Raw genomic sequence first — 11,955 nt, forward strand, 5'->3', positions numbered from 1 at the left:
CCATGGCCAACCAGCGCGCGCAGATCGTCATGAGCGAGGCCGAGCAGCTCGAGTTCCTGCAGCAGCAGCGCTCGTGCACGCTCGGGTCCTTCGGTCCCCAGGGCCAGATCCACCTGGTCGGCATGTGGTACGGCGTGCTCGACGGTCAGATCTGGTTCGAGACCAAGCGCAAGGCCCAGAAGACGGTCAACCTGCGTCGCGACCCGCGGTGCAGCTTCCTCGTCGAGGCCGGCCACACCTACGACCAGCTGCGCGGCCTGGCCATCGAGGGCACGGCCGAGGTGGTCGACGACGAGAGCGTCGTCTGGGACGTCTGCGTGAACATCTTCGAGCGCTACAACGCGCCGTACACCGAGGAGCTGCGGCCCTTCGTGGAGTTCATGGCCCACAACCGGGTGGCCGTCCGGCTCGACGTCGACCGGGTGCGCACCTGGGACCACCGCAAGCTCGGGATGGACCCGATCGAGCTCGGCGGCTCGACCGCGGCCTTCCTCGAATGAGGTCGGACAGCTCAGTCGCGCAGCAGCAGGCCGACCGCGGTCTCCATGTGCTGCGCGGTCTCCGGCGCCGTGGAGCGGCCGGTCACCCAGGCGACCAGGGCCGAGAGCCACACGTCGCCGATGACGCGTGCGATGGCGACGTCGGTGTCGGTGAGGTCCGTCAGGTCGGTCTGCTCGGGGTGCATGGCCCGGGTCATCATCTGGGTCAGCAGCATGCCGACCGTGTGGATCTCGGCCTGCACGGAGGCGTCGGCGAACATGAAGGCGCGGGTCAACGCCTCGGTCAGGTGGGCATCGCCCTGCATGCCGCGGGTGGTGCGCTTCAGGACGTGGATGACCCGCTCGGCCGCGGTGTCGCCGGGGACCGGCTTGTCCCGCAGGGCCACGTCGGCCCGCTCCAGCTCGCGGCCGAGCGCCGAGACGAGCAGGTGGATCTTCGAGGGGAAGTAGCGGTAGAGGGTGCCGAGGGCCACGTCGGCCCGCTCGGCGACCGCCCGCATCTGCACCGCGTCGAAGCCGCCGGTCGACGCGAGCTCGATGGTCGCGTCGAGGATGCGCTTGCGCCGATCGCGCTGGGCGGCGGACCCCAGGTCCTCGACACTGAGCGAGTTGGCGGTGCTCGCCGTGTTTGCGGTGCTCAAGGGGGCCCCCATGCGTTCGTCGCGTCTGCGGTGGAGTCGTGGTCACCGACACGTGGTGGCGACGGCGCTGTCGCGTGCGTGGCGATGAGGAAACCAGATGGCGGCACTAGGCTATCAACCGGTGGGACATGATAGGAACACGTTCCACTTCGTCCGGCCCGGCGGGTCACCGTTCCCGGCAAGTGTCCGAATGCCGTTCATGAGCCCAGCAAGTCGTAGAGAGAGTCGGGACGAGATGCGCGTCGCTTTGCTGTCCTATCGCAGTCAGCCCCACACGGGCGGTCAGGGGATCTACCTGCGCCACCTGAGCCGGGAGCTGGCCAACCTCGGCCACCGCGTCGAGGTGTTCTCCGGGCAGCCCTACCCCGAGCTCGACCACCCCGACGTGACGCTCACGAAGGTGCCGAGCCTGGACCTCTACCGCCAGCCCGACCCGTTCCGGGTGCCGAAGCTACGCGAGTTCCGCGACCTGATCGACGTCGAGGAGTTCGCGACCATGTGCACGGCCGGCTTCCCGGAGCCGAAGACGTTCAGCACCCGGGTCGCCCGGGTGCTGGCCGACCGGGTCGACGACTTCGACATCGTCCACGACAACCAGGTGCTGGGCTACGGCATGCTCGACATCGAGAAGCTCGGGCTTCCGCTCATCACGACGCTGCACCACCCGATCACCTTCGACCGGCGCATCGACATCAGCCAGACCCGCAACCCGTGGCGCAAGCTCACGCTCAGCCGCTGGTACGGCTTCCTGCGCATGCAGGCCCGGGTCGCGCGGAAGGCGCGCAAGATCATGACGCCCTCGGAGACGTCCAAGCGCGACATCGCGAAGGACTTCGGCGTCGACCCGGCCCGGATGCAGGTGATCCTGCTGGGCGTCGACGACGGCTTCGTGCCGCCGACCAAGCCGCGCATCAAGGGCCGGATCCTGGCCATGGCCAGCGCCGACGCCCCGATGAAGGGCATCGCCACGCTGCTGGAGGCCTTCGCCAAGCTGCGCACCGAGCGCGACATCGAGCTGGTGCTGGTCACCAAGCCGCGCCCGGGCGGCCGCACCGAGCGGCTGATCGGCGAGCTGGCGATCGGCGACTCGGTGCGCTTCGTGCACGGCATCACCGACGCCCAGCTGGTCGAGCTGATGGGCTCGGCCGAGCTGGCCTGCGTCCCCTCGCTCTACGAGGGCTTCTCACTGCCGACCGCCGAGCTGATGGCCTGCGCCACGCCGCTGGTGGTCTCCCGAGCCGGGGCGATCCCGGAGGTCGTCGGGCCCGACGGGCTCTGCGCGGACCTGGTCACCGCCGGCGACGTCGGTGAGCTGGCCGCCGCGGTCGGGGCGCTGCTGGACGACCCCGAGCGTCGCGAGCGGTACGGCGCTGCCGGCCGCAAGCGGGTCGAGGAGCTGTTCAGCTGGCGCGCGGTCGCGGCGACCGTGGCCGCGGCGTACCAGGAAGTGATCGAGGACTACGAGAAGGAGAACGCGCGTGCTGACCGTTGACTTCGACCGCCTGGGGCTGCGTCCCGGCGAGCGGGTGCTGGACATGGGCGCCGGCGGGGGCCGGCACGCGTTCGAGATGTACCGCCGCGGCGCGGACGTCGTCGCGTTCGATATGGACGCGGACGAGCTGGCGGGCGTGCTGGAGATCTTCGGGGCGATGAAGGAGAACGGCGAGGTGCCCGCAGGTGCCTCCGCCGACATCAAGCAGGGCGACGCGCTCGAGCTCCCCTTCGCCGACGGCGAGTTCGACCGGATCGTGGCGGCCGAGGTGCTGGAGCACATCCACGCCGACGTGGATGCGATCAAGGAGCTCATCCGGGTCCTGCGGCCGGGCGGCACCCTGGCCATCTCGGTGCCCCGTTGGCTGCCCGAGGTGATCAACTGGAGGCTGTCGGACGACTACCACAACGCGGCCGGCGGGCACATCCGGATCTACACCGACCACGAGCTGGTCGACAAGGTCACCAAGGGCGGCCGCTTCAACGACGGCACGCCGGGCGAGGCGATGGTCTACGAGGGCAAGGACTACGCCCACGGACTGCACGCGCCGTACTGGTGGATCAAGTGCGCGGTCGGCGTCGAGAACGACACCCACCCGCTGGCCAAGGCGTACCACAAGCTGCTGGTGTGGGAGATCATGAAGCAGCCCAAGACCCTGCAGTACGCCGGCAAGGTCCTCGACCCGCTGATCGGCAAGAGCATGGTGCTCTACTTCCGCAAGCCCGGGACGCCGTGAGCCTCCCGTACGTCGACGGGGTCCTCTCCGCCCGCCAGGTCGCCGAGACCGCCGCCTCCATCCGGCGGATGCAGGAGCCGTGCGGCGCGGTGCCGTGGGCGGTGGGCGAGCACGTCGACATGTGGAACCACGTCGAGGCGGCGATGGCGATGCTGGTCGGCGGCGAGGTCGAGGCCGCCGAGCGCGCCTACGCCTGGATGCCCGGCCTGCAGCGCGCGGACGGCTCGTTCCCGATGAAGATCGTCGCGGGAGCGCCCGAGGACGAGCGTGGCGACGTGAACATGACGGCCTACCTCGCCGTCGGCGTCTGGCACCACTGGCTGGTCCGCCGCGACCTGCGCTTCGTGCAGCGCTACTGGCCGGTGGTGCGCGCGGCCCTCGACTGGGTGGTCGCCCAGCAGGTCGCGTGGGGCGGCATCAACTGGACGCCCACCGAGGACTTCTGCCTGCTCACCGGCAACGCCAGCATCTACCAGTCGCTGCGCGCCGGCGTCGCGCTGGCCGATCTGCTCGACGACCCGCAGCCCGAGTGGGAGCTGACCGGCGGCCGGCTCGGCCACGCCGTCCGGGAGCACCGCGACCTGTTCGCGGACAAGTCGGCGCACTCGATGGACTGGTACTACCCGGTCCTCGGCGGCGCGGTCCGCGGTCGCGCGGCCTTCGAGCTGCTGGAGAGCCGCTGGGACGACTTCGTCCGGCCCGGCCTCGGGATCCTCTGCGTCGACACCAACCCCTGGGTGACCGGCGCCGAGACCTGCGAGCTCGCGATGGCCCTCGACTGCCTCGGCGACCACCGGCGCGCGCTGGCGCTGCTGACCGACATGCAGCACCTGCGCGAGAGCGACGGCAGCTACTGGACCGGCTGGGTGTACGACGAGGGCGCGGAGACCGACGAGCCGCGCGACGTCTACTGGCCGGTCGAGCACACGACGTACACCGCTGCGGCGGTGATCCTCGCCGTCGACGCCCTCGGAGAGGTCGCCGGGCACGGCACGGCCGGCTCCGGGATCATGCGTGGCACCTCGTTGGCACCGCACTTCACCGAGCTGGCGCTGGAGTGCGGCTGCCCGTCCGGCTCAGCCGACCGGGTCGCCCGCCGCGCCTGAGACCCGGCGCAGCACCCGCATCGACCCGACCGTCTCCACGTCCTCGAAGCTGCCGCTCTCCATCGCGCGCAGCCAGACGTGGTACGGCGGCTGCCCGCCGTCGGCCGGGTCCGGGAAGACGTCGTGGATGACCAGGAACCCGCCCGGCTGCACCCACGGCGCCCACCCGCTGTAGTCGTTCTGGGCGTGCTCCTCGGCGTGGCCGCCGTCGATGAACAGCAGGCTGAGCGGGGTGCGCCAGTGGGCGCTGACCGTCCTGCTCCGGCCGACGACCGCGACGACCTGGTCCTCGAGGCCGGCCCGGGCGATGGTGCGGCGGAAGAACGGCAGCGTGTCCATCAGGCCGAGCTCGGGGTCGACCACCTCGGCGTCGTGGTGCTCCCAACCGGCCTGGTTCTCCTCCGAGCCGCGGTGATGGTCGACCGTGAACACGGTGCCGCCGACCTCGCGCGCCGCGGCGCCCAGGTAGACCGCGGACTTGCCGCAGTAGGTGCCCACCTCGAGGGCCGGGCCGTGGGGGAGTCGCTCGCGGGCCGCGCGGTGGAGGAGGAGGCCCTCGTCCTCGGGCATGAACCCCTTCGCTGCTCGCGCGTGGTCCATCAGGTCGGCAGGCATGTCGGTCACGGCCTCAGACTAGTAGAGTTGGAACACGTTCTAGTTTCCGACCGGAAGGACGCCGATGTCGATCGGGATCTCCGACGAGCACGTCGAGCTGGCCGACAGCCTGCGCAAGTGGGCGGCGACGCTCGACGGTCCCGCGGTGGTCCGCGCGGTCGACACCGAGCCGGCCGCGACCTTCGCCGAGGCGTGGGCCGCCGTCGGCGAGATGGGCGTCGCCACCATCGGGCTGCCGGAGGCCGCCGGGGGTGGCGGCGGGTCGGTGCTCGACGTCGCGGTGGCGCTCGAGGCGTGCGCCCACGAGCTGGCGCCCGGCCCGCTGCTCGGGCCGGCGGTCGCCGCGGCGCTGCTGGGGGAGTCGCCGGTGGCGTCCGCGCTCGGCGAGGGAGCCGTGGTGGCGCTCGGGCTCTCCGACGTCGTGTGGGACGTGCCGTCGGCGACGCACGTGCTGCTGGTGCTCGACGGGACGTGGACGGTGCTGCCGCGCTCGGCGGTCACGCTCACGCCGGTCCTCGGGCTGGACCTGAGCCGCCGGTTCGGGTCGGTGCGGGTCGACGACCCGACCGCGGGCGTCGGCGTACCCGGGCTGGACACCGAGCTGGTGCGTCGTACCGCGGTGACGCTGGGGGCCGCCGAAGCCGCGGGCGTCGCGCGCTGGTGCCTGGAGACGGCGGTCGACTACGCGAAGGTGCGCGAGCAGTTCGGCCAGAAGATCGGCAGCTTCCAGGCGATCAAGCACCTGTGCGCCGAGATGCTGGAGACCGCCGAGTCGGTGACCGCCGCCGCCTGGGACGTCGCGTCGGTCGCGTTCGGTACCGACGACGAGCAGTGGGCGTTCGCGGCCGACGTGGCCGCCGCGACCTGCTTCGACGGCGCGCTCTCGGTGGCCAAGACCTGCATCCAGGTGCTGGGCGGCATCGGGTTCACCTACGAGCACGACGCCCACCTCTACTACCGTCGCGCGGCCGGGCTCCGGGCCCTGCTCGGGGACGCCGACGCCGCGGCCGCCCGGCTCACCGACCGGGCGGTCGACGGCGTACGACGGCGCCTCGAGGTCGACCTCGACGGCCGCGACGACGGCCTGCGCGAGGAGGTGCGGGCGGCCGTCGAGGCGATCGCGGCCCGACCGGCGGACGAGCAGCGAGCGGGCCTGGTCGAGGCCGGCTACCTCACCCCGCACTGGCCCGCGCCGTACGGCCTGGGCGCCGATGCGGTCGCCCAGATCGTCATCGACCAGGAGCTCGCCCGGGCCGCCGTGACCCGTCCCGACATCGTGATCGCGGGCTGGGCCCTGCCCACGATCCTCGAGCACGGCACCGACGAGCAGCGCGAGCGGTTCGTGCGGCCCTCGCTGCTCGGCGAGCTGATCTGGTGCCAGCTGTTCTCCGAGCCCGGCTCCGGCTCCGACCTCGCCTCGCTGCGCACGCGGGCCGTGAAGGTCGACGGGGGGTGGAGGCTGACCGGTCAGAAGGTGTGGACCTCGGTCGCGCAGAAGGCCGACTGGGGCATCTGCCTGGCCCGCACGGACCCGGACGTGCCGCAGCACCGCGGCATCACCTACTTCCTGGTCGACATGAAGAACTCCTCCGGCCTCGACGTCCGGCCGCTGCGGGAGATCACGGGCGAGGCGCTGTTCAACGAGGTGTTCCTCGACGAGGTCTTCGTGCCGGACGCGATGGTGGTCGCGCAGCCCGGTGACGGCTGGAAGCTGGCCCGGACGACCCTTGCGAACGAGCGGGTCGCCATGGCGACCAGCCGGCTGTCGAAGTCGACCGAGCGAGCGGTCGCGCTGGCCGCCTCGGCGTCGCCGGCGCAGCGGGTGGCCGTCGGTCACTCCGTCGCGCTGTCCACCGTGTGCTCGCTGCTCGGCGTCCGCACCGTGCTGCGGTCGCTGGCCGGCCAGGGTCCCGGCCCGGAGTCGTCGGTGGCCAAGCTGCTCGGCGTCCGCAACCGCCAGGAGGGCTCCGAGCTCGTGGTCGCGCTGCACGGCGACCGGGCGGTGGTCGCGGCGACCGACGACGACGTACGGGCCGACGTCTGGGAGATGCTCAACACCCGCTGCCTGTCCATCGCCGGCGGCACCACCCAGATCCTCCGCAACGTCGCCGGCGAGCGGATCCTGGGACTTCCGCGTTAGCGGGCTGCGGCCACGTCCAGGCCCGGTGATCGGCCGCCCGCCCGCTGGTTGAGGTGCGAGGGCCGCCAGGCCCGAGCCTCGAAACCCGGTAGGACGAACTAGGGCTTCAGCTCCTCCCACCCTCGCGGTCCGGCCTTTCGGGTCCGCTTGGCTCCTCGTCTTGGCTGGCTACGGGGCGCGGTCAGTGCAGGCGGCATGGGCTGCGGGCTGGTCCCTGCGTCATCGTGGAGTCCAGCACGCACCTGATGCGTGCGGCACTCCACGATCGTGCAGTCGCCTGGACCACCCTGTGGGCCGGCGCCTAGGGGAGCGCAGTCCCGGTGGGACCGCGGACGCCCGTCGGTTGGCTACCGTCGGCTCTCGTGGACACCACGAACGGGGTGACCGTCGCGGAGGACGGTGCCGACCACTGGCAGTGGCGGCCCGACTGGGCGGACGAGCGGACGTGCGCGTTCTGGTACCTCACGGTCCCCGACGGCGCCGTCCGGCTGCCCGCCCTCGACGCGTACGTCGACGCCCTCGGCCGGTCCGCGTGGCTCGACCCCGTGCCGCCGCGGTGGCGGCACCTCACGCTGACCGAGATCGGGTACGACGACGAGCTCGGCGCGGACCTGCTCGCCGAGGTGGCGCGGCGCGTGGCGGACGGTGTCGCGGCGAGCGGGCCGTTGACGCTGGAGCTGGGGCCGGTGGTCCGGTTCCGGACCGCGGTCGCGCTGGCGGCCGGCCCCGGAGACCAGCTGCGGGAGCTGCAGACGCTGGTGCGGCGCCGGACCCAGGAGGTGCTCGGGGAGGAGCGACCGGTGGTGCACCCGACCCGGTTCCGGCCGCACGTCAGCCTGGCCTACCTCAACCGGGCCGTCCCGGCGGCCGACCTGGACCGAGCGGTCGCCGACGCGCCCGCCGTACGCGCGACGGTGCCGGTCGACCGGCTGACCCTGGCCGCGGTGACGCGTCGCGACCGGCACTACCAGTGGCACGTGGTGGACGAGCTCATGCTGGGTCGGTGAGCCGCTCGCGGCGGTAGCCGTTCCAGTGCCAGTGCAGATAGCGGTCGATCGCGCGCACGACGTGGGAGCTGCGGATCGACGGGAACACGTCGAACGCGTGCTGGGCGCCGGGCAGCTCGGCGTACACGACCGTGCGCTTCGAGACCTGACGCAGCCGCTCGACGAAGAGCCGGGCCTGGTCGACGCCGACGAGGGTGTCGAGCGAGCCGTGCAGGACGAAGAAGTCGGGGGCGTCGGCGCTGACCCGCAGGATCGGCGAGGCGTCCTCGAAGGCCTCGGGCGACTCGCGCCAGCGGCGCTTGAGCACCCGCGGGCCGAGGAACCGGTCGCGCATCAGCTCGGCGCTGCGCAATCCGGTCGAGCCGGCGAGGTCGTAGACGCCGTAGTGGGGGACCGCGACCTGGATCGTGGTGTCGGCGTCCTCGAAGCCGGGCTGGTACGCCGGGTCGTTGGGGGTCAGCGCGGCCAGCGACACCAGGTGACCCCCGGCCGAGCCACCGGTGATGGCCAGGTAGTCGGGGTCGCCGCCGTGGTCGGCGATGTGCTCGCGGATCCAGGCGATGGCCTTCTTCACGTCGACGATCTGGGCCGGGAACGGGTCGTGCGGCGCCAGCCGGTAGTTGATCGAGACGCACACCCAGCCCTTGGCCGCGAGGTGCTGCATGAGCGGGATGCCCTGCTGCTCCTTCGCCCCGACCGTCCAGGCGCCGCCGTGCACGTGCAGCAGCACCGGCGCACCGCCCTCGGGTACGCCGGCCGCGGGCGTGTAGATGTCGAGCAGGCCCCGTCGGCCGTGGCGGTCGTCGTAGACGACGTCGCGCTGGCGGTGCACGTCGGGACTGCTCATTCGGAACGGGTTGACCAGCCGTCGCCACGGGACGGCGAGGTCGGCCGGCGTCGGCTTGGCGTCGAGCTGCTCGACGTAGTCGAGACCGAGCCCCTCGGTCAGCGACTCCTCGGCCCGGGTCCCGACCCGGCGGGCCTGGTCGACGAGGAAGGCCAACCCGGCGGCGTTCGCGGCGGCGAGGGCCAGGCCGCGGACGCTGCGTCTGCGACCGCGGGCGTGCGTGGCCGCGTCGGCCGCGGTCACCGCCAGCAGGTGCGGGGCGAGCTCGCCGGTCAGCCAGCCGGCGAAGAAGGCGGGGATGCCGACCCGGAAGCCCGGCAGCGGTCGGATCGCGTTGGCGGTGAGGGCGGCGGTGACGACCTGGCGGCGCAGGAAGGACATGCGTCACACCCTAGGCACGGGACCTGACCGATCTCCCGTCGTTGAGGGGTAGAACACGTTCCAGAACGACGACCGAGGGAAACGTACGGTGATGGACCGCCTGTCAGGACTCGACGCGAGCTTCCTCTACCTGGAGACGCCCGCCCAGCTCATGCACGTCTGCGGGGTGATCGTCCTCGACCCGAGCACGATCCCCGACGGCTACTCGTTCGCGACGATGCAGGCCGAGATCGATCGGCGGGTGCGTGACGTCCCCGAGTTCACCCGCAAGCTGCGCCGGGTCCCGATGGGCCTCGACCACCCGGTCTGGGTGCGCGACAAGCAGTTCGACATCGAGCGGCACGTGCACCGCCTCGCCCTGCCCACGCCCGGCGGCTACCGCGAGCTGATGGACCTGGTCGGGCACCTGGCCGGCCTGCCGCTCGACCGCTCCCGCCCGCTGTGGGAGATGTGGATCATCGAGGGGTACGACGGGGGCAGCGGGTCCGACCGCATCGTGGTGTTCACCAAGATGCACCACGCGACCGTGGACGGCGTCTCCGGCGCCAACCTGGTCTCGCACCTGTGCAGCCTCGAGCCGGCCGCCGACCCGCTCGCCTCGGCCGAGCCGCAGGCCCCCGCTCACGACCCGGGCCAGCTGGAGCTGCTGGGCCGCGCCGTGGTCAGCAACGTCACCAAGCCGCTGAGCGCCGTACGGCTGCTCGCGCCGTCGGCGGCGCTGGTCACCAAGACCGTCGGACGCGCCCGGGCCGGGACCGCGATGGCCGCGCCGCTGCGTGCGCCGCGCACGTCGTTCAACGGCACCATCACCGGCCACCGCGCGATCGCGCTCGCCGACCTGGACCTCGAGGACGTCCGCGCGATCAAGCGCGAGACGGGGACGACCGTCAATGACGTGGTGCTGGCCGTCGCGGGCGGCGCGCTGCGCTCCTACCTCGACGACCGGGGCGAGCTGCCCGACGACTCGCTGCTGGCGACCGTCCCGGTCTCGGTGCGCGAGTCGACCCGTCGCTCCAGCGGTGCCAACAAGGTCTCCGCGCTGTTCACCAAGCTCGGCACCGACGAGGAGGACCCCCTGGAGCGGCTCTCGGAGATGGCGCTGCGGAACAAGAACGCCAAGGACCACCACCACGCGATCAGCGCCGACGCCCTGCAGGACTGGGCCGAGTTCGCCGCGCCGCGGACCTTCGGGCTCGCCGTGCGGGCCTACGCCAACCTGCGGCTGGCCGAGAAGCACCCGGTCGTGCACAACCTGGTCATCTCCAACGTGCCGGGCCCGCCGGTGCCGCTCTACTTCACCGGCGCGCGGGTCGACGTGCTCAGCCCGCTCGGCCCGGTCTTCCACGGTGCCGGCCTGAACATCACGGTGATGTCCAACAACGGCAAGGTCCATGTCGGCGTGATCGCCTGCCGCGAGTCGATGCCGGACGTCGACGACCTGGTCCAGCGGTTCCCGGCGGAGCTGGCCGTCCTGAAGGCCGCCGTCGCGGCCAGGAACACCGCGACGCCGCTCAGGAGGCGCCGCGCGCGAAGTCGCGCCGCCGGGCCCACACCGTGACCGCCGCCTCGACGACCACGGGCACGAACCGCTCGGCCTCGAGCACACACGCCGCGTGCCCGCCCTCGAGGTCGTGGACGGTCGCGCCGGGGATCGCCCGGGCCAGGGCGACCTGACGGGCCGGCGGGATGATGTGGTCGCGGCCGGTCACGACCACGGCGGTCGGGACGTCGATCCGGCCCAGCCACGGGCGCGAGTGGTGACGGCCGAGCGCGGCGAGGGCCTGGCCGACGGCCCAGGGGCTGGTACTGCGGAACTCGTGCATCGCCCAGTCGTGGATGTCGCTCGGCTCCAGCGACAGCGCGCGTACGGCGGTGCGCGCCGCGCGGACCGCCGTACGGGACCGGGACAGGCTGCGGGTGCCGAGCATCGCCGTGCCCATGCCGGTGAAGAACGCCCGCTCGGCGAGGTTGAGCTGGAAGCGGTCGCTGGTGGCGGCCAGGACCAGCCCCTGCACGCGGTCTGGGTGCTGTCGCCACATCCGCTGGGCGACCACGCCGCCCATGGAGTAGCCGGCCACGACGACGCTCTCCAGCTCCAGGACGTCGAGGAGCGCGGCCACGTCGTCCGCGCAGTCGTAGAGCGAGAACTCGTCGCTGCGGATGCCCTGCCCGTGCCAGCGCTGGTCGAGCGTGACCACCCGGAAGCGCCGCGACAGCGGCTCGATCGCCGGGTACCAGGTCAGCAGCCCGGTGCAGCCGAGCGCGTGCAGCAGCACGATGGTCGGGGCGTCGGGCGTGGGACCCGGCGTGTCGGTCACGTACGTCGTGCCCCGCCCGCCCAGCTCGACGGTCCGACCGGGTGGGATCCGGGCCCAGGGCATGTAGACGCTGCGACGCAGCAGGTCGCGCGGTGACAGCAGGCCCATCGTCGTCCTCCCACTCGACGGCTCGTGTCGTTTCAGGGTAGAACACGTTACAGTTTCGCGGAGA

11 protein-coding genes are annotated in these 11,955 nt (G+C 72.3%); 7 read left to right on the top strand and 4 right to left on the bottom strand.

The features are described 5' to 3' along the window. Window positions 1–2 precede the first annotated feature (2 nt). Window positions 3–500, top strand: coding sequence for a pyridoxamine 5'-phosphate oxidase family protein (locus BLT76_RS11140; protein ID WP_090855306.1), 498 nt, complete (start codon window positions 3–5; stop codon window positions 498–500). Between the two features lie 11 nt (window positions 501–511). On the opposite strand, the gene BLT76_RS11145 is transcribed toward BLT76_RS11140, so the two are convergent. Continuing rightward, window positions 512–1,141 carry a TetR family transcriptional regulator gene (locus BLT76_RS11145; RefSeq protein WP_244509363.1) on the bottom strand — a complete coding sequence of 210 codons (630 nt, stop codon included), beginning with the start codon at window positions 1,139–1,141 and terminating at the stop codon, window positions 512–514. A gap of 235 nt (window positions 1,142–1,376) precedes the next feature. Here BLT76_RS11145 and BLT76_RS11150 point away from each other — a divergent pair, with 235 nt between their 5' ends. Genes BLT76_RS11150 through BLT76_RS11160 form a run of 3 tightly spaced genes read left to right on the top strand, consistent with a single transcriptional unit; the run spans window position 1,377 to window position 4,475 of the window. Then, window positions 1,377–2,633, top strand: coding sequence for a glycosyltransferase family 4 protein (locus tag BLT76_RS11150; RefSeq protein ID WP_090855312.1), 1,257 nt, complete (start codon window positions 1,377–1,379; stop codon window positions 2,631–2,633). After that, complete coding sequence (locus BLT76_RS11155; protein WP_090855315.1) at window positions 2,620–3,369, top strand: class I SAM-dependent methyltransferase; 750 nt, start codon at window positions 2,620–2,622, stop codon at window positions 3,367–3,369. The genes BLT76_RS11150 and BLT76_RS11155 overlap by 14 nt, the downstream gene beginning before the upstream one ends. Continuing rightward, window positions 3,366–4,475 carry a glycoside hydrolase family 15 protein gene (locus tag BLT76_RS11160; protein ID WP_090855318.1) on the top strand — a complete coding sequence of 370 codons (1,110 nt, stop codon included), beginning with the start codon at window positions 3,366–3,368 and terminating at the stop codon, window positions 4,473–4,475. The genes BLT76_RS11155 and BLT76_RS11160 overlap by 4 nt, the downstream gene beginning before the upstream one ends. Here the strand turns inward: BLT76_RS11160 and BLT76_RS11165 are convergent. Next, window positions 4,446–5,090 carry a class I SAM-dependent methyltransferase gene (locus tag BLT76_RS11165; RefSeq protein WP_090855657.1) on the bottom strand — a complete coding sequence of 215 codons (645 nt, stop codon included), beginning with the start codon at window positions 5,088–5,090 and terminating at the stop codon, window positions 4,446–4,448. The genes BLT76_RS11160 and BLT76_RS11165 overlap by 30 nt on opposite strands. 64 nt (window positions 5,091–5,154) lie before the next feature. Here BLT76_RS11165 and BLT76_RS11170 point away from each other — a divergent pair, with 64 nt between their 5' ends. Further along, window positions 5,155–7,230, top strand: a complete 2,076-nt coding sequence (locus tag BLT76_RS11170) for an acyl-CoA dehydrogenase family protein (RefSeq protein ID WP_090855321.1) — start codon at window positions 5,155–5,157, stop codon at window positions 7,228–7,230. 362 nt (window positions 7,231–7,592) lie between these two features. Then, window positions 7,593–8,237: a 2'-5' RNA ligase family protein gene (locus tag BLT76_RS11175; RefSeq protein WP_170867022.1), complete on the top strand. Its 645-nt coding sequence runs from the start codon at window positions 7,593–7,595 to the stop codon at window positions 8,235–8,237. Here BLT76_RS11175 and BLT76_RS11180 read toward each other — a convergent pair. Then, window positions 8,221–9,465 carry an alpha/beta hydrolase gene (locus BLT76_RS11180; protein ID WP_090855327.1) on the bottom strand — a complete coding sequence of 415 codons (1,245 nt, stop codon included), beginning with the start codon at window positions 9,463–9,465 and terminating at the stop codon, window positions 8,221–8,223. The two genes, BLT76_RS11175 and BLT76_RS11180, sit on opposite strands and share 17 nt — an antisense overlap. 91 nt (window positions 9,466–9,556) lie before the next feature. Here BLT76_RS11180 and BLT76_RS11185 point away from each other — a divergent pair, with 91 nt between their 5' ends. Next, complete coding sequence (locus BLT76_RS11185; RefSeq protein ID WP_090855330.1) at window positions 9,557–11,023, top strand: WS/DGAT/MGAT family O-acyltransferase; 1,467 nt, start codon at window positions 9,557–9,559, stop codon at window positions 11,021–11,023. Here the strand turns inward: BLT76_RS11185 and BLT76_RS11190 are convergent. Continuing rightward, the gene (locus tag BLT76_RS11190) at window positions 10,977–11,891 is read right to left on the bottom strand and encodes an alpha/beta fold hydrolase (protein ID WP_090855334.1); all 915 of its coding nucleotides are present in this window, start codon (window positions 11,889–11,891) and stop codon (window positions 10,977–10,979) included. The genes BLT76_RS11185 and BLT76_RS11190 overlap by 47 nt on opposite strands. Between the last annotated feature and the right edge of the window lie 64 nt (window positions 11,892–11,955).

It is taken from the genome of Nocardioides lianchengensis, from assembly GCF_900101465.1.
In the GTDB taxonomy this organism is placed as follows: Bacteria; Actinomycetota; Actinomycetes; order Propionibacteriales; family Nocardioidaceae; genus Nocardioides; species Nocardioides lianchengensis.

Excerpts from the sequence above, each read along its gene's own strand:
- BLT76_RS11165 (WP_090855657.1), bottom strand. The coding sequence starts at position 5,090 with ATGCCTGCCGACCTGATGGACCACGCGCGAGCAGCGAAGGGGTTCATG.
- BLT76_RS11180 (WP_090855327.1), bottom strand. The coding sequence starts at position 9,465 with ATGTCCTTCCTGCGCCGCCAGGTCGTCACCGCCGCCCTCACCGCCAAC.
- BLT76_RS11185 (WP_090855330.1), top strand. The coding sequence starts at position 9,557 with ATGGACCGCCTGTCAGGACTCGACGCGAGCTTCCTCTACCTGGAGACG.
- BLT76_RS11170 (WP_090855321.1), top strand. The coding sequence starts at position 5,155 with ATGTCGATCGGGATCTCCGACGAGCACGTCGAGCTGGCCGACAGCCTG.
- BLT76_RS11150 (WP_090855312.1), top strand. The coding sequence starts at position 1,377 with ATGCGCGTCGCTTTGCTGTCCTATCGCAGTCAGCCCCACACGGGCGGT.
- BLT76_RS11140 (WP_090855306.1), top strand. The coding sequence starts at position 3 with ATGGCCAACCAGCGCGCGCAGATCGTCATGAGCGAGGCCGAGCAGCTC.
- BLT76_RS11190 (WP_090855334.1), bottom strand. The coding sequence starts at position 11,891 with ATGGGCCTGCTGTCACCGCGCGACCTGCTGCGTCGCAGCGTCTACATG.